Consider the following 23015-nt stretch of genomic DNA (forward strand, 5'->3'; position numbering starts at 1 on the left):
TTATTTAAAACTAATAATCATATCTGGCTCAGAGACAGAACCATTATTATTTTCATCACCTCTTTTAATTTTATCTATTAGCTCCATTCCTTCGATAACTTTTCCAAATACTGTATATTGTCTATCTAAAAAAGATGCTTCTTTAAAACATATAAAAAATTGACTATTTGCACTGTTGGGATTTTGTGATCGAGCCATAGATAAAGTTCCTCTTTCGTGAGGCAAATCACTAAATTCTTCTTTAAGGTCAGGAAGTTCAGAACCACCTGTTCCTGCCCTTCTTAAGTCAAAGTCTTCATTTAAAGAATTACCAAATTTTACATCACCTGTTTGGGCCATAAAACCATCTATTACTCTGTGAAAAACAACACCATTATATTTGCCCTCACTAGCAAGTTGTTTAATTCTCTTAACATGGTTAGGTGCAATTTTATCAAAAAGTTCAATCTTTACTTCTCCACTTTTTAGTTTTAAAATCATTATATTCTCCTTTGCTATTATATTATTAGTTAGTGTAAAAAATAAGATTAATAATTTTATTAGAAATTTATTCATATTTTTCTTTTAAAGACTTTATTGTATTTTTTGTAGTAAATTTTTTGATATCACCATTTAATCTAACAATTTCTTTAACAAATCTTGAAGAGATAATCTGATTTTCAACATCAGACATTAAAAAAATTGTTTCTATGTTACTATTAAGTTTTCTGTTCATTCCAGCTAATTGGAACTCGTATTCAAAATCAGATACTGCTCTTAAACCTCTAAGAATAATATTAGATTTATATTTTTTGCATAAATCGGTTGTTAGAGATGTGAAAGAAATAACTTCAATTTTTTTTTTATCAAACTTTAAATCAACAAAAAGTGCTTTTTTAATCAATTCAATTCTTTCCAAAGAATTGAAAAGATAATTCTTATTAGTTCCATCAGAAGCTGCTATAACTAATTTATCAAATAGTTTTAGAGCTTTTTTTATTACATCAATATGACCGAAAGTAATTGGATCGAATGTACCTGGGTATATAACTACTTTTTTCATTAAGCCAAGTTATCATCAATTTTTATTGCTGAAACAACTTTTTCATCACCAGATAATTTAATAATTCTTACACCTTGTGTATTTCTCCCAGCAGTTCTGATTTCTTTAACAGCAACTCTAATAACTCTGCCTTTGTTTGTTGAAATCATTATTTCATCAGACTCAAACACTGGAAAGGAAGAACATATACTTCCATTCCTTGGTGAATTAACTATACCAATTATACCTTTACCACCTCTATTGGTTGCTCTATAGTCTAAATGATTGGTTTTCTTACCAAAGCCATTTTCTGTAATTGATAATATAAATCTTTCTAGTGTTGATAAATCAGTTTTACTATCTTTAATATTTTTTACTTTTTCTTTGTTTACGATGGACAAAGAAACAATTTCATCATTAGGTGCTAATTCAATTCCTTTAATACCCTTTGAAGATCTTCCCTTAAAAATTCTTAGTTTTTTTGACTCAAATCTAATGCACTTTCCATTTTTTGTACTTAACATTATATCTTGATCATCTTTACAAATTTCTACACCAACAATTTTATCATTTGGGTCAAGTTTCATTGCAATTTTACCTGCTGTATTTATAGAAGAAAAATCGTCAAGGCTATTTTTTCTCACCTTCCCTTTTGCTGTTGCAAATACTATCTGTAAATTTTTTAAATCACTTTTATCTTCAGGAAATGGCATTATAGAGCTTATTGATTGGTGATTTTTTAAAGGTAAAATGTTAAATAATGACTTACCCTTTGAAGTTGTAGACCCTTCAGGAATTTTCCATGCTTTAACTTTATAAACTAATCCCTCTGTTGAAAAGAAAAGAACTGAAGTGTGAGTATTAACAGATAATGTTTGTATAACAGAGTCCGCATCTCTTGTTGTAATGCCAGATTTACCTTTACCACCCCTTTTTTGCTGTTTTACACTACTCAAAGCTCCTCTTTTAATGTAGCCCTGAAGTGTAACAGTTATAATCACTGACTCCTTTTGAATTGTTTCTTCGATATCGTAATTTAATATTGCATCAATTATTTTAGTTCTTCTTGGGACTGAAAATTTTTCTTTAATAGACTTAAGTTCTTCACTTATAACTCTTGAAAGTTCTTTTTTTGAGTTAAGAATCTTTTTATAAGATTTTATAAGATCTGCTAATTTCTTTATTTCAACTTCGATTTCATTAATCCCTAATGCTGTTAATTTTTGAAGTCTTAGCTCTAAAATCGCTACAACTTGAGGCTCTGAGAATGAGTAAAGATTTTTTATTTTTTTTTCTTCAACTAAAGAAATTAATTTTAAAGACTTATTGATTTTCCATTTAGTTTTTAATAATTGCTTTTTAGCATCATCAGGTGTTTTTGAAGATCTAATAATTTTTATAATTTTATCTAAATTTTCAACTGAAACAGAAAGACCAATTAATATATGGGCTCTATCCTCAGCCTTTTTTAAATCATATTTGGTTTTTTTTACTATTACATCTTCACGAAATGTTAAAAAGTTAGTTAAGAAATCTTTTAAATTACAAATTTTTGGTTTACCCTCAACAATAGCAAGTGTATTAAATCCAAATGAACTTTCAATAGATGTATTTTTATAAAGCTGTCTTTTGATCGTTTCTGGCTCGACACCATTTCTCAAATCAATAGCAACTCTGATACCTTCTCTATTTGACTCATCTCTTATATCTCTAATACCTTCAATTTTTTTTTCTCTTACTAATTGAGCAATTCTTTCATTTAAAGCTGATTTGTTAACTTGATAAGGTACAGAAGTAATAACAAGTCTTTCCCTTCCATTTTTTTGTGCTTCAACGCTAATTTCTCCTCTGATTTTAAAAGAACCACGTCCAACATTATAACCTGCTTTAATAATATCTTTTCCAATTATAACTCCACCTGTTGGAAAATCAGGACCAGGTATGTGTTTCATTAACTCCTTGATCTTAATATCTTTGTTTTCAATTAGTGCTAAAGTTCCATTTATAATCTCACCTAAATTATGAGGTGGTATACTTGTGGCCATACCAACAGCGATACCTCCAGCTCCATTAACCAATAAATTTGGATATTGTGCCGGTAAAACTGTTGGCTCTTTTTCTGTTTCGTCATAATTACTTTTATATTCAATAGTGTTTTTTTCTATGTCATCGATTAAATATTGAGAAACCTTGGCTAATCTTGTTTCAGTATATCTCATTGCAGCAGCTGGATCTCCATCAATAGAACCAAAGTTACCTTGTCCTTGAACAAGTGGTAAGCTCATTGAAAAATCTTGAACCATTCTTACAAGAGCATCGTAAACAGACTGATCGCCATGGGGGTGATACTTACCAATAACATCACCTACAATTCTTGCAGATTTTCTAAATTGTTTTGACCAATCATAGCCACCTTTATACATAGCAAACAATATTCTTCTATGTACAGGTTTTAAACCATCTCTGACATCAGGAAGTGCCCTACTCACAATTACACTCATTGCATATGACAAGTACGATGAGCTCATCTCATCATGCATTGAAATGAGTTTTATATTTTTATCTTTAGGGGTTTCTGTATCTTTCATAGAAACTAAAATGGAATTTCATCATCCATATCATTAGGGGCTTGGGGACTATCATCAGGATTGCTAGTAGCAGCTTGAGAATTGTCATTTTGAATACCACCACCGCCCGTGTTTCCACCACCCAACATAGTAAGTGAAGAATTGTATCCTTGAATTACAATTTCAGTAGAATACTTGTCTTGACCAGATTGTTCATCTTTCCATTTTCTAGTCGTTATCTGTCCCTCAACATAAATTTGAGCACCTTTTTTCAAATATTGCTGAACAACATTGACTAACCCTTCATTAAATACAACTATTCGGTGCCATTCTGTTTTTTCTTTTTTTTCGCCAGTTGCTTTATCTTTCCAAGATTGGCTAGTAGCTAAACTTAAGGTGGCAAGACTTTTGCCATTTGACATTTGTTTGATTTCTGGATCTGCGCCTAATCGCCCAATTAATAATACTTTATTTAAACTTCCAGCCATAATATTTTATAAGTGTTTATTTATTTATTTAGTTTTATATCACAATATAAACTCAATATTAATTTTATTAATTTAAAGCAACTAAAATTATGATCAAAAAGATAGTTATCAAGGGTGCAAAGGAGCATAATTTAAAGAATGTTTCTGTAGAAATACCCAAAGATCAATTTGTTGTAATTACTGGCCTTTCTGGTTCAGGAAAATCCTCACTAGCATTTGATACTGTCTATGCAGAAGGACAAAGAAGATATGTTGAAAGTTTATCAGCTTATGCACGTCAATTTTTAGATAAAATGAAAAAACCCAATGTCGATCTTATTGAAGGTTTAAGTCCTGCGATTGCAATCGAACAAAAAAATACATCTAAAAACCCAAGGTCAACTGTAGCTACTGTTACAGAAATTTATGATTACATGAGAGTGTTGTTTGCAAGGGCGGGCATACCCTACTCCCCATTTACTGGAAAGCCAATAACTTCTCAAACTATCACACAAATTGTTGATTTAATTAAAAAACTACCAAAAAAATCTACAATCTATATTTATGCTCCAGTGGTTAGAGGTCGCAAAGGTGAATATAAAAAAGATATTTTAAGTTACAAAAGAAGAGGATTTAGAAAAATAAAAATAGACAATGTTTTGTATGACATAGAAAAATCACCAAATTTAGATAAAAAACTTAAGCATGATATTTCAGTCTTAGTTGATAGAATTGTTTTAAACTCAAAACTAGGTAATAGATTGGCTGAAAGTGTTGAGGCAGCAGTTAATCTCTCAAGTGGATTAGTTTTTGTTGAATACGAAGATGAAACTTTACCTCAAAAATTTAGGAAAATAGAAAAATTGATTTACTCAACAAAGTTTGCATGTCCAGAAAGTGGTTTTACAATTGAAGAAATTGAACCAAGACTTTTTTCTTTTAACAGCCCGTATGGAGCTTGTGAAGAATGTGAAGGTATAGGAATTAAGCTTAATGTAGATCCTAATTTGGTAGTACCAGATGAAAGAATGACGATTGCAGATGGGGCAATTGAACCATGGGCAAAATCTACAACACTTTATTATGCACAAACATTAGCTTCTATTGCTAAACATTATGATTTTTCTTTAGATGAAAAATGGAAAAAACTTCCCAAAAAAGTTAAAGATGTAATTTTGTATGGTTCTGATGAAGAGGAAATTAAATTTAATTATGATGATGGATATGAAAAATATTCTCATAAAAAAACTTTTGAAGGAGTTATAAATAATCTTGAAAGAAGATTTTTAGAATCTGATAGTGAATGGAAACGAGAAGCTATTTCCGAATATCAATCAGACTCTGCTTGTGAAGGTTGTAATGGTGATAGACTTAAAGAAGAAGCTTTATGTGTTAAAATTGATAATCTTAATATTAGTGAAGTTACAAAAAAATCGATCTTAGATTCTGCTCAATGGTTTAAAAATTTAGAAAAAAACCTTGATAAAAGACAGTTCAAAATTGCTGAACACGTATTAAAAGAAATTAACGAAAGACTAAATTTTTTACTAAATGTAGGATTAGATTATCTAACTCTATCAAGAGAGTCGGGAACTCTTTCTGGTGGTGAGGCTCAAAGAATAAGATTAGCTTCTCAAATTGGATCTGGATTAACAGGAGTTTTGTATGTACTAGATGAACCTTCAATCGGCTTACATCAAAAAGACAATATAAAACTGATTAATGCTCTAAAAAGATTGAGAGATTTAGGTAATACAGTAATTGTAGTAGAACATGATACTGAAACAATGGAAAATGCAGACCATATTATTGATATGGGTCCCGAAGCTGGAACTAATGGTGGTCAAATTACAGCGCAAGGGACTTATGAAGAAATAAAAAAGAACAAAAATAGTATTACTGGACAATATTTATCTAATAAAAAGATAATTGATATTCCAAAGATTCGAAGGCTAGCCAAAAATGGTAGATTTATTGAAATCATTGGTGCTAGTGGTAATAACTTAAATAATGTTAATCTTAAAATCCCAACAGGAAGTTTTACATGTGTCACTGGGGTTTCAGGTAGTGGAAAATCCACTTTAATATTACAAACATTATACCACGCGTTAAATTTAACACTTAATAATAAAGCCAGAAAAGCTCCTAAGGCGTTTAAGAATTATAAAGGTGTAGAATTAATTGATAAGATTATTGATATTGACCAATCACCAATAGGAAGGACTCCAAGATCAAACCCTGCAACTTACACAGGGGCATTTGGGCCAATTAGGGATTGGTTTACAAGTTTACCTGAGTCAAAAACTCGAGGCTATAAACCTGGTAGGTTCTCTTTTAATGTAAGAGGTGGAAGATGTGAGGCATGCGAAGGAGATGGTGTGATTACATATGAAATGCATTTTCTTCCAGATGTTTATATACAATGTGATGAATGTAAGGGAACTAGATACAATAGAGAAACTCTTGAAATTAAGTTTAAAGATAAAAGTATTGCAGATGTTTTAAATATGTCTGTAGACGAAGGTTGTGAATATTTTGAGAATATATCAAATATTAAAACAAAATTACTAACTCTAAAAAAAGTTGGGTTGGGGTATATAAAAATTGGACAGCAAGCAACTACTTTGTCTGGCGGTGAAGCTCAGAGAATAAAACTTGCAAAGGAATTGTCAAAAAGATCGACTGGTAGAACTATGTATATTTTAGACGAACCAACAACTGGTCTACATCAACATGATATTAAAAAATTATTAGAAATTCTTCATACTTTTGTCAAACTTGGAAATACCGTGGTTGTTATTGAACACAATTTAGATGTTATTAAAACAGCTGATTATATTGTTGATATGGGTCCTGAAGGAGGTGTTAAAGGTGGTAATATTATCGCAGAGGGAAAACCAGAAGAAATAATCAATATTAAGGGTAGTTATACAGGTCAATTTTTAAAACCATTGCTAACATAAATTATGAAAAACAATATAAAGATTGATCTTTTTAGTGTATGATTATTAGAATCATGGGAAATTTGCTTTCTTCTTTACCTAAAACTATCCACGCATCTCTAGGATTAGCTTTAATTGTTTTCTTGGGATTATTTTATGGGAACGGAGGGTTCGATTTTGATACAATTTTTTGGAGTTGGTTAACAAGACTTGTTCATGTAACTGTCTCGATTATGTGGATTGGTTTACTTTGGTATTTTAATTTTGTTCAAATTCCTAACATGACAAAAATTCCTGATGAACAAAAACCTGCTATAGGAAAAGTGATTGCACCTGCTGCACTTTTTTACTTCCGTTGGGCTGCATTATTGACAGTAGTTTCAGGTTTAATTCTATCTTATTTAAATGGATATTTACATGATGCTATGACTTTAGGTGCTGGGGGAAAAAGTACAGCTATTGGTATTGGTATGTGGCTTGGTTTATATATGGCTTTTAACGTTTGGTTTATAATTTGGCCAAATCAAAAAAAAGCTTTGGGTATTGTTGAATGTGAACCAGATGTAAAAGCTAAATCTGCTAGAACTGCAATGTTGTTTTCAAGAACTAACACCCTTTTATCTTTACCAATGTTATTATCAATGGTAGCAGCACAGAATCTTTATTAGTTTATTCCGAATCCTCTTTAAGAATAGTTTTTTGAGAAACTCTAAGTTTAACAAGAACTGGGTTTGCAATATATATAGATGAATAAGTTCCAAATATAACACCCATAATCATAGCTAAAGAAAAACCTTTTAATATCTCACCACCAAATAAGTAAATTGAAACTAGAGCAAGTAAGGTTGTTACAGACGTAATTATAGTTCTAGAAAGAGTTTCATTTATTGAAATATTTGTGAGTTCAAAAATTTTAATATCAGAAAATTTCTTAAGATTTTCTCTAACTCTATCATAGATAACTACTGTATCATTCATTGAGTAGCCAACAATTGTTAAAACAGCAGCAACTATTGACAAGTTTATCTCTAAATTTAATAGTGAAAAAAGACCCAAAGTTATAATAACATCATGAAACAAGGCTAGAATTGCTCCTAAGCTAAATTGCCATTCAAATCTTATCCATATATAAAATAACATAGCTACTAATGATAGTGCGATTGCTATGATTCCTGATTTTAATAATTCAGCACTTACTTTTGGACCAACATTTTCAACTCTTCTAAAATTAAAAGAATTTCCAACAGATAATCTTAATTTTTTTTTAATAACTTCAATTGCATTGGTACTAGTATCTTTTTTTTCAATCTTAATTAAATAATCATTTTCATTACCAAATTTTTTAACGTTAAAATCTCCAATATTCATTTTACTAAAAGATTGTCTTAAAGAAGTAACATTAATATTCTTATCATCAGCTCTTAATTCAATAAGTGTACCACCTTTAAAATCTACACCAAAATTAAGCCCTTTAAAAAATAGCAATAAAATTGAAATTACAACCAGACTTAAAGACATCAAATTAAATAGTTTATAAAATTTGTTGAAATTGATCATTTATATTAATTTATCCTTTTCTTTATTTTTAACCACATAAAGACCTGTAAACATTCTAGCTATAAAATAAACAGAAAATAGTGTAGTGAAAATACCAACACCCAAAGTTACAGAAAAACCTTTGATGGGTCCAGATCCCATAAAAAATAAAATAATTGCAGCAATTAATGTTGTTATATTTGCGTCTATAATCGCGGTTTTTGATTTAACGTAGCCACTATCAAAGGCAATTATATTATTTTTTTCTTTTTTACATTCTTCTTTAATCCTTTCAAAAATCAACACATTAGCATCTACTGCCATCCCGACTGTTAAAATTATACCTGCTATACCTGGTAATGTTAATGTAGCCTCAAATAAAGTTAAGATGCCAATTAAAAAAAACAAATTAACTAGTAATGTTACATTAGCAATCAAACCAAATATTTTATATTTAATAAGCATAAAAAAGATTACCAATAAGAAACCAATCATAAGAGCTATAACTCCAGCTTTAATTGAGTCCTTACCAAGATCCGGTCCTACTGTTCGTTCTTCAATTATGCTTAGTGGTGCTGGTAGGGCACCAGACCTTAAAAGCAAAGCTAAATCAGTAGCTGACTGAAAAGTGAAGTTGCCACTAATTTGACCATTTCCACTTGCTATAGTGTCTCTAATTACTGGAGCACTAACAATTTTACCATCTAAAACTATTGCTAATTGCTTACCAATCCCTGCGCTTGTTGCTTTGCCAAATCTTTTAGCCCCAACCCTATCTAGAGTAAATGAAACTACAGTTTCGTTTGTTTGATTGTTCATCTGTGGTTGAGCATCTAGTAAATTTTCACCATTCAAGATTATTCTTTTACTTACCATGACTTCAGTAGCACCATCCTCAAACGAAAGCATTTCTGTGCCAAAAGTATCGTTATTATTTTGCGTAACGAATCTAAATGTTAAATTTGCAGTTTTTCCCAATAAAGACTTTATTCTCATAGGATCATCTAGACCAGGAAGTTCAACTAGGATACGATTGTTACCTCTTTTTAATATATTTGGCTCATTAGTACCCACTTCATCAACTCTTCTTCTAACAATTTCAATTGCTTGATCTTGGGAAGATGTTTTTATTTCAATAAGTCCATATTTTGAGAGTACTAATGTAAATTTATCGTCTTCTATTGATAAGTCAAATTGATGTGATTTATATTGATTGTAATAAGGATTAATTTCACTTTCTTTATCTAAAAAAAATTCTTTAACTAATTCTTGATTATTTTTAGCTACAATAAAAATTATTTTATTATCTACTATTCTTAAATCGTTAAATTTTATTTTCTTATTTTTAAAAAAATTTCTTATTAAAGTTGTAGTATTTTGTAATTTTTGTGTTTTAACTGGACCATTATCAATTTCAAGTAATAGATAAGAACCACCCTGTAAATCTAAACCTAGGTTTATTTTTTTAGATATAAAACTATCTTCAGAGTTTTGAAGGTTAGATGAGGCAATAAAAATGAAAAAAAGTGAAACTAAAAAAACTAAAACAATTCTTAGTTTAGAAAAGTATAACACTTTAGTTTAATATTATTTTTTTACTTCAGGAGCGTTAAGTAATCCTTGGATACCTGTGGCTTTGATAATTTCAACTTTTACGTTGTCGGCAATTTGCACCTCAACTTTTTCATTATCAATAATTCTTTCAACTGTTCCGATTATACCTGCATTTGTCACTACCTTGTCTCCTCTTGATAAGTTTTCAACCATAGCCTTATGTTCTTTGACTTTCTTTTGTTGAGGTCTTATTAAAAAAAAGTAAAAAATAACAAAAATTAAAATTAGTGGTATAAATTGGCCTATTCCTTGATCCATAAATCTCCTTGATTAAAATGAATACTTACAACATCTCTCTAATTAAAACAACTTTAAATCTTAGAAATTTTCTCTAAATTGTTCATGTAGGGCTTTAAAACCTTTGGTACATTAACAGATCCATCTTCTTCTTGATAATTTTCCAATATAGCAACTAGAGTTCTTCCAATTGCTAATCCGCTACCATTTAATGTTCCCACAAAGACAGTATCTTTATTATCATCTTTATATCTTGTTTTCATTCTTCTAGCTTGAAATGAGCCACAAGAAGAGCAGCTTGAGATCTCTCTATATTTATTCTCTGATGGAAGCCAAACTTCTATATCAAAAGTTTTTTCAGCACTAAAACCCATATCACCAGTACATAAAACAATCTTTCTGTAAGGTAATTCTAATAGATCTAATATTTTAGTAGCACAATCTGTCATTCTACCAAGTTCTGCCAAACATTTGTCTGTTTCAACAATACTTACCATTTCAACTTTATAAAATTGGTGTTGTCTGATCATCCCTTTTGTATCTTTACCATAGCTACCAGCTTCTTTTCTGAAGCAAGGAGTAGATGCAACAAATCTCATCGGTAAATTCTTTTTATCAATAATTTTATCCTTAACTATATTTGTTAAAATTACCTCAGCTGTTGGAATTAAAAATTTTCTGTCACTAGAGTCATAAAGCTTAAGTTCAAATTGATCATTATCGAACTTGGGCAATTGACCAGTTCCAAACATTGAAGATTCGGTGGCTATTAAAGGAGGTGAAATTTCTTTATAACCATTGTTATTAACATGAATATCAAGCATAAAATTAGAAAGTGCTCTTTCTAATAAAGCAAGCTTATCTTTTACAAAAACAAATCTTGAGCCTGTAGTTTTTGTTGCTAAATCAAAATCTAACATATCTAAGTTTTCACCCAATTCATAATGTGACTTTGGTTTAAATAAGAATTCAGGTATTTTTCCAGATTTTGAAATTTCTGTATTTGAGTTTTCATCTTTACCAATAGGGACATCTGAAAGGGGGATATTTGGAATAGATGCTAATATAGATTCTAATTGTTCTTTTGTAATTACTTGTAATTTATTAATTTTTTCAATTTCTAATGAAATACTTTTAGATTTTTCAAAAAGAGTCTTATCTTTTGATTTTGAAATATCTTTTTTTTCTTTTTCAAGGGCCTCTTTCTGTTGAATAAATTTTCTATTATCTTTATCTAAAATTAATATCTTATCTAGATCAATATTTAAAAATCTTTTATCCAAAGCTTTTTTAAAACCTTGTTTATCGTTTCTAATTTCTTTTATGCTATGCATTTATATCATTTCTTTTTTCAATAATATTTACTGAAAATATAGATAGTTCATACAAAATTAATAATGGTATTGCCAGCCCAATCTGGGTAATAGGATCAGGCGGTGTTAATAATGCAGCGGTAGCAAAAATTATTACCACAACATATTTTCTTCTTTCTCTAAGAAATTTTGCATCGACAATCCCTACTCTTGCTAAAAGACTTAAAACAACAGGTAGTTGAAAACTTATCCCAAAAGCAAAAATTAACTTCATTATAAGAGAAAGATATTCATTAACTTTTGCTTCTAATTGAATAGGCAAGCCTGTTGAAACACCCGTGCTTTCAAAGGAAAGAAAAAATTTAATAGCAAGAGGCATTATCAAATAATAAACCAACATGCCTCCTAAAAAAAATAATATAGGAGTTAGTATTAAATATGGAATAATTGCAATTTTTTCATGCTTGTAAAGTCCTGGTGCAATAAACTTCCAAATTTGAATTAAGATATAAGGACAAGTTACAAAAAATGCAGCAAAGAAGGAAACTTTAAGATAAGTTAAAAATGTTTCTTGTAAAGCTGTAAAAATTAATCTTCTATCTGTACCACTATCTTTTACTGCTTTTGCAAATGGTTCGACTAAAAAACCATAAAGATGCTCAGAAAAAAAATAGCAACAAATAAAAATAATAAATAAAAAAATAAACGAATGGATTAGTCTTTTTCTTAATTCAGTTAAGTGACTAACAAAGCCGCCCTCATTATCAGATTTTATCATTATCTTTTTTGATTTTAGTTGGTTTTTCAATTTCATTCGAAGTAATATCTAAATCTGATACTTCACTTTGAATATTACTAATGTAACGCTTAGCTGTACCAATCCAAGATCCAACTTTTTTTAACATGAAAGGAAAATCTTTAGGGCCAATTACTACTATTGCAACTGCTACTACCAGTAAAATCTCAAACCAGCCAATAGTGGGCATGTAATTTATTCTTTGTCTTTTGTGTCTTGATTGTTTTCAGAAACATTTTTTGGCTCTTCTTCATCTGTTATGTCAGTAGCCATACCTTTTTTAAAACTTTTGATACCTTTTGCAACATCTCCCATTAAACTTGAGATTTTTCCTCTACCAAATAAAAGGACTACTAAGATTACAACAATAGCTATTTGCCAAATTCCAATGCTCATACAATTTTATACCTCTTTTAGATTTGTTTTAAAAGAAACTTTTTATTTTTCTTCGTCAGGGCTAAGTGTTCCACCTAACATCTCATCTATATTTTCATAAATGTTTTCTCTTTTTTCCTCTTGTTTTTCTTTATAAAATTTACCGGTTCCAAAGATTGCATTATCAATATTGGTACTATCTATTAAACCAGCAGACCCGAGCTCATCAACAGTCGGTAAATCTGATAATTTTTGCAAGCTGAAATGACTTAAAAAGTCATTAGTTGTTACATATTGAATTGGTTTACCAGGCACATCTTTTCGTCCTTGAGGCTTTACCCAATTAAGTTCCATTAATATATCTAGAGTATTTGTCCCAAATGCTACACCTCTAATCTCTTCAATCTCTGCTCTTGTTACAGGTTGGTGGTAAACAATTATAGCAAGTGTTTCAATGGCTGCTCTAGATAATTTTTTTTCAACGGTTTTTTCTTGTGACATTAAGCTTGAAAGTTTATCAGAAGTTCTAAAAGACCATTTTTTTGAAATACAAACTAAATTTATACCTCTTGTTGAATATTCTATTTGAAGTTTTTCTAATGTTTTTAACACATTAATTTTTTTTGAAATTTTAGACTCTATTGTTTCAATATCAAGAGGTTCTAAAGCTGCAAAAACAATAGCTTCAATTTCTCTTTCACCATTATTTAGTTTTTTTGGAAATTTAACAATATTATCAATTATAGTTTTATTAGTTTTTTTCATTTAATTTCCCTGATATAAATTTCATCAAAAAGATTTTCTTGTTTCATCGTAAGATCTCCCTCTTTAACGAGTTCAAGTGAGCCAGCAAAAATTCCTGCTTTGCCTGTTTTTTTATTTTTCTTACCATCTTTAAATTTACTTGGAATTAAATCATTTAAATTTTTCCATTCATTTAATTTACCAAAAAATTCTTTAATACGCTTAATCCCATCCTCGGTAGTAAAAACTGGTAATTTGGGAATGTTTACTCTTTGGAAATCTTTTGTCATAATTAAACTTGAATAAGTTTTTAATAACTCATAAAGATTCATTTTATACTCTGTGCTGTAAATTGATCTGATGTTGCCTTTGATGCCTCTCAAACGAATTTCTCTACCAAGTCTTTTCCTTTTTAGCATTTGGTCAGATAGTAAACGTATTAATTCTAATTTTTTAAGTTGTAACTTTAATTGTTCAGCAACTTCTAATACCTTAAACTCCTCTTCAGGATTGGTTGGTAGTAAAAGTTTTGATTTTAAATATGTTAACCAAGTGGCCATTAACAAATATTCAGATGCAGCCTCTAAATTAAGATTTTTTTCATTAGTGATATAATTATGAAATTGATCTGCTAATAATGTTATTGAAATATTTTCAAGATCAACTTTTTGAGATTTAGCCAAATCGAGCAAAACATCTAAGGGGCCTTGATAACTTTCCAAGTTGACATTAAAGTTATTAGAATCAATATCTGACATTCTAAATATTAACTTATAATTCTATAAAATTGTGATGTTTTTTTGATTATAAACTTGTTTAAATAAGGTGAATGGGCAGCTACTTCAATCATTTCTTTGTAATCACCATTACAATGAAGAACTAAATCACAACCAGCTTTAAATGCTTTTACTGTATTTTCTCCAATCGGACCTCTTAAACTTTTCATGGATATATCATCAGACATTATTAGATTTTTAAATTTAATATATTTTCTAATTAATTGAATTACTTTTTTTGACTGCGTAGCAGTGTTTATATTATCAATCTTAGAATAAATAATATGCGCAGTCATTGCAAATAGACTAGATTTTTTTTTAAAAGTATAAAAATCATTTTTTTTCAAGAATTTTTGATCCTTCTTGATTATTGGAGTAAATTTATGACTATCAACTTTAGCCAAACCATGTCCTGGTATATGTTTGATAACAGTTCCTATTTTGTTAGAATGAAAGAGATTAATACACATGTCTCCGATTTTAGAGACAATCTTTGGGTTATTTGAAAAAGATCTATCTCCAATGATAGAAGTAGAACCTTTTGATCTAATATCTAAAACTGGAAGAGTGTTAATATTTACACCTATCGATCTCAACAAAGATGATGTTTGATCTAAAAAAATTTTATAATATTGAAAAAATTTTTTTTTATCTTTCAAGTATAGCTTACCAAAAAATTCTCCAGTTAAAGGGTCTGAATTAAAAAAATTTCTTAATCTGTTAACACGACCACCCTCTTGATCAATCAAAATAGGATAATTTTTATCTTTAAAAATTATTTTAATTTGATCTGTTAATTGTTTTGTTTGTTTTAAAGATTTTATGTTTCTTGAAAACAATATTATACCCCATGGTTTATATTTTTTGAGAAATTTTTTTTCTTTAGATGACAAAACTATAGATTTAATTCCAGTAATAAAACTTCTTCTACTATTCATCATTATTTATCAATTTCCAAAAATTATAATTTTTTTTATTTTTATCTAGAGCTTTTTCAACATATTCTACAATATTTTGAGTATCATTTTTCAACAAAATTAGATCTTGAGAATAGTAAAAAATTTTTTCTTCAACCGACTTCTGGGATCTATATGAATTTTTTTTATTTTCATCTGAAAAATAGTATTTGAGTGATAAAAAAAAAAATAATAAAATAACAAATAAAAAAAAGAGATATTTTAATTCTTTTAGCATTACATTTTTTCAGGTGTTGCAACTCCAACTATATTCATTCCAGCTCTAATAACATTAGAAATAATCTTTAGAAATACTAGTTTGTCATTGGAAATTATTTTTTTATCATTTATGAATCTTTTATTAGAATCATCTTTGCCCATATTCCAATAAGAATGAAATTCAGAAGAAAGTTCATAAAGATAAACTGGAATTCTATGAGGCTCTAACCTTAAACTAGCTGCTTCAATACATTTAGGCCATTCAGCGACTTTTTTTAAAATTTTTATTTCATCAATTGAATATTTAAAATCAAATTTGGTAATATCTAAATCTTTATTAATATCTAATCCAACATGACGATATACTGATGATATTCTGGCAAAACAATACTGAACATAGTATAATGGGTTATCTTTTGATTTTTCCTTAACTTTTGCAAAATCAAAATCTAATTCAACATCGCTACTTCTATTAAGCATAATAAATCTTGTTGCATCTTTACCAACTTCTGAAATTAAATCTTCTACAGTAATATAATCTCCTTTTCTTTTAGACATTTTAAATGGCTTACCCTCTTTAATTAACTTAACTAACTGACTTACCTTACAAATTAATTTATTTTTATCACCAGATAAAGCCTCAACAACTGAAGTAATTCTTTTAATATAGCCTGCGTGATCAGCTCCAAGAATGTTGATAAGGACATCGTGGCCCCTGTTTAACTTATTATTATGATATGCAACATCACTCGCAAAATAAGTCCATGACTTATCGGATTTTTGTAAGGCTCTATCTTTATCATCACCAAAATCTGTAGCTTTAAATAAAAGTTGTTCTCTTTCTATCCAGTTTTCATCATTTTCACTTTTTGGTGCTTTAATTTTACCCTGATATACTAAATTTTTTTCTTTTAACTTTTCAATTACTTTTTCTACTTCTTTATTAAAAATAATTTCAGTTTCGCTTGTGAATTTGTCATGGGTAATGCCCAAATTAGATAAGTTACTTTTAATTAATTTTAATGATTCAGCCACTGATAATAATGTAAGTTTTTTTGATATATCTTCAAATTTATCAAATTTTAACTTTTTATTTGTTGCAATAATATTTTTTGCAATCTCTATCAAATAATCACCTGGATAAAGCTCAGAATTTTCTATTGGAAATTTCTCATTATAAACAATTTCTCTAGCTCTGTAATAAACTGATTTAGTAAAATTAATAATTTGGTTACCATAATCATTTACATAATATTCTTTTGAAACATCATGTTTGTTAAAGATTAATAAGTTTGAAATAACATCTCCCAAAATAGCACCTCTACAATGGCCCACATGTAATGGACCTGTTGGATTAGCTGAAACAAATTCTACAAGATATTTTCTTTTTTTTTCTTTGGTGTTGACCCCAAAATCTATATGATTCTGATTTATACTCTTGATAAAATTATTCCAATAAACTGATTTGAATTTAATGTTTATAAAACCAGGTTTAACAACAGAAATGGTTTCAATCTCATCATCTGCACTTTTGATTAAATCAACTAAAGTTTTTGCAATATCAATAGGTGCTTTTTTATTAATTTTTGATAACACCATTGCAACATTTGTTGAAATATCACAATCAAAATTTGAGGGAGGTATATCAACATTAATACCATTTAAGTTTTCTGGTAAAACAAGTGTTCCTTCATTACTTAATTTTTTGATTAAAATTAATATCTTATCTAAATAAATATCAAAAATATTCATTTGGTACCTTTATATAGATTTATTGCATATCGATCAGTCATACCTGAGATAAAATCTGCTATTGTTCTATTTAAATCTTTCTTTAGTTGAATTGTTGAAATAAATTTTTTTGGTTTTTTCTTAATTTTATGAAACAAATTTTTAATAATTTTTTTTCCATGATTATTCTTTAGTAAAACTTTTTTGTTATTATACATTTTTTTTCTTAAAAAATATTTTATTTCTTTTTCAATAATCAAAAATTTATTAGAAAAACAGACCGTAGGTTCATTTAAGTAATATATATCTTGTAATGATTTTATTTTATTTAATCTTAAATTTTTTTTTGTGTTTGTAATTAAATCTTTTACCATTAAATCTATTGAATCTCTTATTAATTGATAAATCAAAATGTCTTTATTGATATTCTTTATATTTTTCTTATGAGATTTATAAATATCTTTAAAAAAATTAATTTCAATTAAGTCATTTAAATTAAACATTTTTGCTCTGATACCATCTTGAATATCATGGTTGTTGTATGCAATATCATCAGAGATTGCGGATATCTGGGCCTCTAAAGATCCAAAATTTTTAAAATTAATTTTATTATTAAAATTTTTTAGTCCAATCAGTCTATTTACTGTTGATATATCGTGGAGGGGCCCATTGTGCTTTAATAAACCATCTAAAGTTTCCAGTGTAAGATTAAGTCCTTTAAACTTTAAATATTTATGTTCTAGAAACATAACTATTCTTAAAGTTTGAAGATTATGATCAAAACCTCCATAGTTAATCATACATTCATTTAAAGCGTCCTCTCCAGCATGTCCAAAAGGTGTGTGTCCCAAATCATGAGCCAAACTTAAGGTTTCTGCTAAGTCATCATTTAAACCTAAGTGTTTTGCGATTGATCTTGCAATTTGTGCAACTTCAATTGAGTGTGTAATTCTAGTTCTGTAGTGATCTCCCTCTGTATTTACAAAAACTTGGGTTTTGTGCTTTAATCTTCTAAACGAAGCGCTATGGATTATCCTATCCCTATCTCTTTGAAATGGAGTTCTATAGAGAGAATTAACCTCTTTGAAGATACGTCCTTTGCTTTTAAAAAGTGCTAAATTTGAGTAATTATTCATACTTTAAATTCAATAAATTGATATTATATTATTAATAACAGTGTTGTTAAATGATTAAAGAAATTAAATTTACAGATAAAGCTATAAAACAGATTAATAATTTGTTGTCACAAAAAGATCCTGGTTCATTTTTTAGAATCGCTATTAAAGGTGGCGGATGTTCTGGTTTTCAATATGAGTTTACTTTTGATAAAAAACTATCTGCAGATGATTTAAAACATGAAAATATACTTATTGATAAAACTTCAGCAGATTTATTAAAGGGTTCGGAAGTTGATTTTGTTTCTGAATTAATAGGCGATCAGTTCAAGATATCAAATCCACAGAGTAAGTCTTCGTGTGGTTGTGGCGTTTCGTTCTCCATATAATGATTATCACATCGTGGAATGTAAACTCTGTTAGGGCAAGAGTTGAAAATATAAAAGAGTATCTTCAAAAATTTTCTCCAGATGTTGTCATGATGCAAGAGATTAAAACCCAAGATGAAACTTTTCCTTATGATGATTTTTCAAGATTAGATTATGAAAGTCATGTATTTGGTCAAAAGAGCTATAATGGTGTTGCTATTATCTCTAAACATAAATTAGAAAATATTAGGTTGGATTTAATTAAAGATAAATTAAAACAATCTCGAATTATTTCAGCAGAATTAAAATACAAAAAAAAAAGTATCCAACTAATTAATATTTATACACCTAACGGTAATCCTGTTGATACTGAAAAATATACTTATAAAAAGGAATGGTTGGATAGTTTAATTAAACAACTCAAATCTCTTTCCAAAAAAAATGAGAATATTATTTTAGCTGGTGATTTTAATATTCTTCCCTCAGCTGAAGATGCTTACAATATTAAGGGATTTGAAGATGACGCTTTATACCGACTTGAGATAAGAAAAAAATATAGAGAAATGATTAATCTAGGTTTTCACGATGCGTACCGTCATATTCATGGAGAAAAAGAAGGTTATACTTATTGGGATTATATGAGGGGTGCCTGGCAAAAAAATAACGGGTTAAGAATTGATCACTTTTTAGTATCAAATTCCTTATTAAATAAAGTTAAGAATGTTATTATTAACAAAGACCCTAGAGGAAAAGAAAAACCTTCAGATCATACACCTATTGAAATTGAGTTAGCTTAAAGATTTAATTTTATTAACAAGTTCTTCATTTATATTTCTTGGACCTTTATCTAGTCTATTTTTATGCCTTCTTTCTCCTGGAAGTCTAACGCCATCCATAGCTGACATTTTACTAAAAAACTGATCAGCATGTTTATCCCAACCTTTACCAGAAATTTTCTCAGGTGAAATTGCTATAATAAATTCACCACCACTTGGAGGACCGCCATCGTTATTATCTTTAGCAGCAGTTTCAAAACTAAAATTTTCACCTATTAATGCACCAGCTAATAATTCAACCATCATTGCTATACTTGATCCTTTGTAGCCACCAAAAGGAAGTATAACTCCACCATCAGCAATTTCTCCAGGATCAGTTGTTTCTTTACCTTCTTTAGTTAAACCCGTTCCAAGAGGAACTTTGTGCCCTTCTCTTTTTGCTATCTGAACTTCACCCATTGCCATTGAGGCTGTTGCCATATCGTAGACAACAGGAGTTTTACCAGGTCTAGGCCATGCAAAAGAAATTGGATTTGTACCATATAAAGGTTTTGTAGCACCCGCTGGTGCAACGGCAGGCTTATAAGATGTGCAAGCAATACCAACAAGACCAGCTTCAGCAATAGCTTCAGTTTCAGGCCAAAGAGCTGCCATATGATGTGAATTTTTTATAGCAAGAACTGCTACACCATTTTTTTTAGCCAAATCAATAACTGCTGGTAATCCTAAACTTAAAACCATAGGTGCAACTGCATTATTACCTAATACTTTAATAATACTTGGAGCAACATTTTCTAATTCAGGTCTTGCTTTACCATTAATCTTTTTACTTTTTAAGCCAGCTACATAAGCAGGCAATCTAAACAAACCATGAGAAACAGAACCATCTCTTTCAGCTCTCATAATAGTATCTGCTAAAATACTAGCATTTTCCTCATCACAACCATTAGCTAGTAATGTTTTTTTGGCTAGTTCTAAAATCTCATTTAAAGTTAAGGATACTGTATTCATTTATTTTGTTTTACATTTTTTGCATAAACCAAAAAACTCTAAATTATATTTATTATATTGCATTCCGGTATCGTCTTCAAAATTAGTTAAATATTTTGAAAGTTTTGGATTATTAATTTCAGAAACATTTTCACACTTATTACATATTGAAAAAGCCGTTGCTTGTGAAATTTCACAACTTGAACTTTTACATGCTATAAAAGCATTTCTACTTTCTACTTTATGTATTTTTCCTATTTCGATCAGCTTATCTAATGCCCTGTAAACTTGTAATGGAGCTTTAATTCCCTTTTTTTGAACATTAAATAAAATAGAATAAGCCTTAAGTGGTTCTTTAGCTTTTTCTATAAAATCAAAAATAATTTGTTGATTTTTTGATAGATTGATTTCTTTATGCATAATCAAAAGTTTAACAATAACTCATTAGTTTTTCAATTTAATCGACTGTTTTATATTTAGTAATGATAAAATAAATAAGATCAAAGACGCTACAATTATTGAGGGTCCCGAAGAAGTATTAAACTCTAATGAAGAAAATAATCCCAAAATTACAGACAATAATCCTCCTATAACCGAGTAAATTACCATTTTTTGAGGACTGTCTGACATATTTCTAGCCATTGCAGCGGGAATAATCAACATTCCAGTAATCAATAGCAATCCTACCATTTTAATTGATATGGCAATAACTGCGGCTAGTAAAATTGTAAATATAGCTTTTGATCTATCAGGATTCAAACCTTCAGCTTCAGCTAATTCATAATTAACAGTAGATGCAAATAATGGTTTCCAAATTAGTTTAAGTATAATTAAAATTACAGCACCGCCACCCCATACAACAAATATATCATTAGTTGTTACCGCTAAAATATCTCCAAATAATAGTCCCATGATATCAAATCTTATAAAAGTTAAAAAACCAATTACTACCAACCCAACAGCTAATGAGGAGTGTGCTAAAAGACCAAGTAAAGCATCACCAGGTAAATTAGTTTTTTTTTGAAGCTGTATTAATATTAAAGCTATTACTGATGAAATCAAAAATACTGAAAGAGCAATATTAAGATCAAATGTATATGCCATTGTAACACCCAGTAATGCTGAATGAGAAAGTGTGTCACCAAAATAAGATAATCTTCTCCAAACAACAAAACATCCAAGTGGTCCTGCAACTAAGGCAATTCCAATTCCAGCCACCAATGCTCTTATAAAAAAATCATCAAACATTTAATTTTTTTTTATCCTTCCTTCATCAGAATGCTCGTGATCATGCTTATGCTCATAAACTGAAAGGATTTGAGATGCCTGTTCTCCAAATAAGGTTTTATATTCACTATTTTTTGCAACATCAGTGGGTGAACCTGAACAACAAACATGACCGTTTAAACAAACAACATGGTCAGTTGCAGTCATTACCGTATGTAAGTCATGTGAAATCAATAAAATTCCACAATTTAAAGTATCTGATATTTTTTTAATTAATGCATACAACGCTATCTCACCAGTATAATCAACACCTTGAACTGGTTCATCAAGTACTAACAGTTCTGGTTTTTTTGAAATAGCTCTAGAAAGCAAAACTCTTTGAAACTCACCTCCAGATAAATTACCTAAATTTTTATTTTTTAGATGCATTACTCCAGTTAATAATAAAGCTTCATTAATCTGGTCATCATTAATATTTTCAGTTAAAACCATAAAGTCTTTAACTCTAAGTGGTAATGTCCAGTCTATTGAAATTTTTTGAGGAACATATCCAATTTTATTAGTATTTTTTTCAATACTTCCTTCAATATTTTTATAAATACCTAATGCAATTTTGGCAGTTGTACTTTTTCCTGAACCATTGGGACCAATGAGAGTTACAATTTTACCCTTCTCAACTTGTAGCGATACATCTTCTACTAGCCATTTATTATTTTGGCGAAAACCTGCATTATTTAATTTAACTAATATATTATTATCTGAATTCATTTATCTATTGACATTAAAATGTTATATTATTACATACTGTTATATTATAACAATCATTAAAATATTTAAATTATGAAAAAAATAAAAAAAATATCATTTATTCTATCAATTTTATCATTATTAACGATCTTTACACCAGCTAATGCTGAAATAAAAGTAGTTACATCAATTAAACCTATTCATTCATTAGCGAGTTATCTTATGGATGGAATTGGAAAACCAGATTTAATTATAGATGGTTTTAACTCACCACATGGATTTTCTATGAAACCATCTCATGCAAAAATGTTGCAAAATGCGGATCTCATCTTTTGGATAGGTGAAGATTTAGAAGGTTTTTTAGAAAAACCATTAAATTCAATTGCAAAAAAAGCTGAAAAAATTGAATTAATTGAAATTAAAGGTTTGAATGTATTAAAGTTTAGAGAAAGAAATATTTTTGATGAGCATGATCATGACGATCACGCTAAAAAAGAA

The 23015-nt window shown here is 29.0% G+C and carries 26 protein-coding genes; 5 read left to right on the forward strand and 21 right to left on the reverse strand.

The genetic code is table 11. From position 1 onward, the window contains the following. The 4 genes from VP91_RS05890 to ssb are packed head-to-tail and all read right to left on the reverse strand — an operon-like array spanning position 1 to position 4076. A complete protein-coding gene (locus VP91_RS05890) occupies positions 1 to 555 on the reverse strand; it encodes a peptidylprolyl isomerase (protein WP_169036525.1) in 555 nt (184 codons plus the stop codon). Then, a complete protein-coding gene (gene coaD / locus VP91_RS05895; RefSeq protein ID WP_169036526.1) occupies positions 548 to 1042 on the reverse strand; it encodes a pantetheine-phosphate adenylyltransferase in 495 nt (164 codons plus the stop codon). Before coaD ends, VP91_RS05890 begins: the two co-directional genes overlap by 8 nt. Then, positions 1042 to 3609 (reverse strand): DNA gyrase subunit A, encoded by a 2568-nt coding sequence (gyrA, locus tag VP91_RS05900; protein ID WP_169036527.1) that lies wholly within the window; start codon positions 3607 to 3609, stop codon positions 1042 to 1044. The genes coaD and gyrA overlap by 1 nt, the downstream gene beginning before the upstream one ends. A gap of 5 nt (positions 3610 to 3614) precedes the next feature. Next, positions 3615 to 4076 carry a single-stranded DNA-binding protein gene (ssb, locus tag VP91_RS05905; protein WP_169036528.1) on the reverse strand — a complete coding sequence of 154 codons (462 nt, stop codon included), beginning with the start codon at positions 4074 to 4076 and terminating at the stop codon, positions 3615 to 3617. An 89-nt stretch (positions 4077 to 4165) separates the two neighbouring features. Here ssb and uvrA point away from each other — a divergent pair, with 89 nt between their 5' ends. Both uvrA and VP91_RS05915 read left to right on the forward strand, forming a co-directional pair. Further along, positions 4166 to 7018 (forward strand): excinuclease ABC subunit UvrA, encoded by a 2853-nt coding sequence (uvrA, locus tag VP91_RS05910; protein ID WP_169036529.1) that lies wholly within the window; start codon positions 4166 to 4168, stop codon positions 7016 to 7018. A gap of 53 nt (positions 7019 to 7071) precedes the next feature. Next, on the forward strand, positions 7072 to 7665 hold the full coding sequence (locus VP91_RS05915) for a urate hydroxylase PuuD (protein ID WP_169036708.1): 594 nt from the start codon (positions 7072 to 7074) through the stop codon (positions 7663 to 7665). A 1-nt stretch (position 7666) separates the two neighbouring features. Here the strand turns inward: VP91_RS05915 and secF are convergent, their stop codons facing one another. The 13 genes from secF to VP91_RS05980 are packed head-to-tail and all read right to left on the reverse strand — an operon-like array spanning position 7667 to position 18430. Continuing rightward, complete coding sequence (gene secF, locus VP91_RS05920) at positions 7667 to 8554, reverse strand: protein translocase subunit SecF (protein WP_169036530.1); 888 nt, start codon at positions 8552 to 8554, stop codon at positions 7667 to 7669. After that, a complete protein-coding gene (secD, locus tag VP91_RS05925) occupies positions 8555 to 10108 on the reverse strand; it encodes a protein translocase subunit SecD (protein WP_169036531.1) in 1554 nt (517 codons plus the stop codon). A gap of 12 nt (positions 10109 to 10120) precedes the next feature. Next, complete coding sequence (gene yajC, locus VP91_RS05930; protein ID WP_169036532.1) at positions 10121 to 10405, reverse strand: preprotein translocase subunit YajC; 285 nt, start codon at positions 10403 to 10405, stop codon at positions 10121 to 10123. Positions 10406 to 10458: 53 nt separating this feature from the next. Continuing rightward, a complete protein-coding gene (gene serS / locus VP91_RS05935; RefSeq protein WP_169036533.1) occupies positions 10459 to 11718 on the reverse strand; it encodes a serine--tRNA ligase in 1260 nt (419 codons plus the stop codon). Further along, entirely contained in the window at positions 11711 to 12475 is a 765-nt protein-coding gene (tatC, locus tag VP91_RS05940; protein ID WP_169036534.1) for a twin-arginine translocase subunit TatC, read from the reverse strand. Before tatC ends, serS begins: the two co-directional genes overlap by 8 nt. Then, a complete protein-coding gene (gene tatB, locus VP91_RS05945) occupies positions 12462 to 12683 on the reverse strand; it encodes a Sec-independent protein translocase protein TatB (protein ID WP_169036535.1) in 222 nt (73 codons plus the stop codon). The genes tatC and tatB overlap by 14 nt, the downstream gene beginning before the upstream one ends. A 5-nt stretch (positions 12684 to 12688) precedes the next feature. Beyond that, the gene (gene tatA / locus VP91_RS05950; protein ID WP_169036536.1) at positions 12689 to 12889 is read right to left on the reverse strand and encodes a twin-arginine translocase TatA/TatE family subunit; all 201 of its coding nucleotides are present in this window, start codon (positions 12887 to 12889) and stop codon (positions 12689 to 12691) included. A gap of 42 nt (positions 12890 to 12931) precedes the next feature. Further along, positions 12932 to 13633 (reverse strand): SMC-Scp complex subunit ScpB, encoded by a 702-nt coding sequence (scpB, locus tag VP91_RS05955; protein ID WP_169036537.1) that lies wholly within the window; start codon positions 13631 to 13633, stop codon positions 12932 to 12934. After that, positions 13630 to 14370, reverse strand: a complete 741-nt coding sequence (locus tag VP91_RS05960) for a segregation and condensation protein A (protein WP_169036538.1) — start codon at positions 14368 to 14370, stop codon at positions 13630 to 13632. The genes scpB and VP91_RS05960 overlap by 4 nt, the downstream gene beginning before the upstream one ends. A gap of 8 nt (positions 14371 to 14378) precedes the next feature. Beyond that, a complete protein-coding gene (locus tag VP91_RS05965) occupies positions 14379 to 15329 on the reverse strand; it encodes a glycoside hydrolase family 3 protein (protein WP_169036539.1) in 951 nt (316 codons plus the stop codon). Further along, positions 15319 to 15582: a hypothetical protein gene (locus tag VP91_RS05970; protein ID WP_169036540.1), complete on the reverse strand. Its 264-nt coding sequence runs from the start codon at positions 15580 to 15582 to the stop codon at positions 15319 to 15321. Before VP91_RS05970 ends, VP91_RS05965 begins: the two co-directional genes overlap by 11 nt. Beyond that, on the reverse strand, positions 15582 to 17315 hold the full coding sequence (argS, locus tag VP91_RS05975) for an arginine--tRNA ligase (protein ID WP_169036541.1): 1734 nt from the start codon (positions 17313 to 17315) through the stop codon (positions 15582 to 15584). Before argS ends, VP91_RS05970 begins: the two co-directional genes overlap by 1 nt. Next, positions 17312 to 18430 carry a deoxyguanosinetriphosphate triphosphohydrolase gene (locus VP91_RS05980; RefSeq protein ID WP_169036542.1) on the reverse strand — a complete coding sequence of 373 codons (1119 nt, stop codon included), beginning with the start codon at positions 18428 to 18430 and terminating at the stop codon, positions 17312 to 17314. Before VP91_RS05980 ends, argS begins: the two co-directional genes overlap by 4 nt. Before the next feature lie 50 nt (positions 18431 to 18480). Between VP91_RS05980 and VP91_RS05985 the strand changes: the two genes are divergently transcribed. Both VP91_RS05985 and xth read left to right on the forward strand, forming a co-directional pair. After that, positions 18481 to 18798: a HesB/IscA family protein gene (locus tag VP91_RS05985; protein ID WP_169036543.1), complete on the forward strand. Its 318-nt coding sequence runs from the start codon at positions 18481 to 18483 to the stop codon at positions 18796 to 18798. Further along, a complete protein-coding gene (gene xth / locus VP91_RS05990) occupies positions 18798 to 19574 on the forward strand; it encodes an exodeoxyribonuclease III (RefSeq protein ID WP_169036544.1) in 777 nt (258 codons plus the stop codon). Before VP91_RS05985 ends, xth begins: the two co-directional genes overlap by 1 nt. On the opposite strand, the gene VP91_RS05995 is transcribed toward xth, so the two are convergent. Genes VP91_RS05995 through VP91_RS06010 form a run of 4 tightly spaced genes read right to left on the reverse strand, consistent with a single transcriptional unit; the run spans position 19566 to position 22538 of the window. After that, positions 19566 to 20564, reverse strand: coding sequence for an Ldh family oxidoreductase (locus VP91_RS05995; RefSeq protein WP_169036545.1), 999 nt, complete (start codon positions 20562 to 20564; stop codon positions 19566 to 19568). The genes xth and VP91_RS05995 overlap by 9 nt on opposite strands. Continuing rightward, complete coding sequence (locus VP91_RS06000; protein WP_169036546.1) at positions 20565 to 20963, reverse strand: Fur family transcriptional regulator; 399 nt, start codon at positions 20961 to 20963, stop codon at positions 20565 to 20567. A 24-nt stretch (positions 20964 to 20987) separates the two neighbouring features. Continuing rightward, positions 20988 to 21791, reverse strand: a complete 804-nt coding sequence (locus tag VP91_RS06005; protein WP_169036547.1) for a metal ABC transporter permease — start codon at positions 21789 to 21791, stop codon at positions 20988 to 20990. Then, positions 21792 to 22538, reverse strand: coding sequence for a metal ABC transporter ATP-binding protein (locus VP91_RS06010; RefSeq protein ID WP_169036548.1), 747 nt, complete (start codon positions 22536 to 22538; stop codon positions 21792 to 21794). 72 nt (positions 22539 to 22610) lie between these two features. Here VP91_RS06010 and VP91_RS06930 point away from each other — a divergent pair. Then, positions 22611 to 23015, forward strand: a 405-nt coding sequence (locus VP91_RS06930) for a metal ABC transporter solute-binding protein, Zn/Mn family (protein WP_248289229.1), incomplete at its 3' end; no start/stop codon positions are given.

The sequence above is a fragment of the Candidatus Pelagibacter communis genome (genome assembly GCF_012932795.1).
Taxonomy (GTDB): Bacteria; Pseudomonadota; Alphaproteobacteria; order Pelagibacterales; family Pelagibacteraceae; genus Pelagibacter; species Pelagibacter ubique_S.